This window comes from Mycobacterium sp., from assembly GCF_049802695.1.
Classification (GTDB): domain Bacteria; phylum Actinomycetota; class Actinomycetes; order Mycobacteriales; family Mycobacteriaceae; genus Mycobacterium.
The window spans coordinates 1-1,502 of the sequence record NZ_JBARMY010000532.1 but is presented as its reverse complement, the minus strand read 5'-3'; the positions used below and the strand labels follow the sequence as shown (position 1 = coordinate 1,502).

Here is a 1,502-nt window from a genome sequence, read left to right as displayed (position 1 = left end):
CCCGTCGCCGGCCCGCTCTGCGGCCGGTAAACGGCCACTGCTGGTGCTGCAGCCCGGGGACCGGGTGTCGCACGACAAATACGGGCTGGGCCGGGTCGAGGAAGTCTCCGGTATGGGGGAGTCGGCGATGTCGCTGATCGACTTCGGCAGCTCAGGCCGAGTCAAGCTGATGCACAATCACGCTCCGGTCGCCAAGCTCTAGCCGGGCTCAGTCCTGCAGCAGGTAGCGCTTGGTCTCCGGACGCAGGGCCAGCACCGCGCTGGCGATGGGGAGCAACGGCAACAGGTACACGATCCAGGCGACTCGGGCATCGGTGAGGAACACCCCGAGCTGAGTCAACAACGCAACGACGGCGCCGGCCACAACCAGCCGGCGGCTGAGGGGCCGCCGTTGCAATAGCAGGATCACACCCGACACGGTGGCGATTGCGAACACCACGGCGAGGAAACCCACGGCGAGGCAGAACAGCTTGTCGGATCGCCACCAGCCGGCGATCAGGTCGGTGGCCACGACCGATGTAGCCCAGCCGCTGACGATGCTGACGGCGCTTGCCGCCACAGCGGTCCGGGCGCTCGGTTCCAGCGACGGGCCGAGTGTGCGCGCTGGGTCGTCTCGGCGTCCTGTCGCGGGCGTTCGCCGCGGATCCCCGAGTTCCGGTGACGGACGGGGAATGTAGGTGGTGCGAGCCTGGTCGGCGATCGCGGGCATCGGCGCGGTCGGCGCTCGTCGGATGATGCGCGTACGGGATTCGTCCCCGGCGGCTGTGCGACCGTAGCCGTCTGGCGGTCGGGGAGGCGGGCTCCCGCCAGGAGGAAAGTTGGGTGGTTGGGTCACCGGGTCAACCGGTGTAATTGCCGACGCTGAGCCCCCGCTTCGCCAACCATGGCACCGGGTCCACTCGGTTGGTGCCGCCTAACATCACCTCGAAATGCAGATGAGGACCGGTGGAATCACCCCGGTTACCCATCGTGGCGATCTGGTCGCCCGCCATCACGCGCTCACCGACGCTGACCAGCGTCGTGTTGACGTGACCGTAGAGCGTGACGGTGCCGTCGGCGTGCCGCAATTTGACCCACATGCCGTAACCGGCGGTAGGACCGGCCGCGATGACCACGCCGTCGGATACCGCGTGGATCGGGGTACCGATCGAGTTGGCGAGGTCGATCCCGGCGTGCAACACACCCCATCGATACCCAAAATTCGAGGTGAATATGCCCTTCGTCGGCATCACGAACAGCGGCTGTTGCAGGCGCGCCTCACGCTGGGCGCGCTCCTGCGCGAACGCCACGCCATTGGCCAGTTCCTGGTTGTGCGCGGCCACATTCGCCGGCGGCCGAACGGTGACCAGCTGCATGCCGCGGGCAGAGGTGGTCGGCGAGCCGCCATCAAGCGTCGTGGCGTCGGCGGCCAAGACTGTCTCGGTCTTGGCGGTGTGGTCGGGGTGTGTGGCGGTGTGCGCCGCGGCGGCGGCGGCACCGGCGGCCATCGCGGTGATCAGCAC

3 protein-coding genes are annotated in these 1,502 nt (G+C 68.2%); 1 reads left to right on the top strand and 2 read right to left on the bottom strand.

Features of this window, described 5'->3' with window-relative positions; translation table 11 throughout:
* Window positions 1–202: hypothetical protein (locus tag WA317_RS20965; RefSeq protein WP_425174855.1), on the top strand; the 202-nt coding region annotated here is incomplete at its 5' end.
* Between the two features lie 6 nt (window positions 203–208).
* Here the strand turns inward: WA317_RS20965 and WA317_RS20960 are convergent.
* Complete coding sequence (locus WA317_RS20960; protein WP_425174854.1) at window positions 209–709, bottom strand: hypothetical protein; 501 nt, start codon at window positions 707–709, stop codon at window positions 209–211.
* Window positions 710–839: 130 nt separating this feature from the next.
* Window positions 840–1,502: M23 family metallopeptidase (locus WA317_RS20955; RefSeq protein ID WP_425174853.1), on the bottom strand; the 663-nt coding region annotated here is incomplete at its 5' end.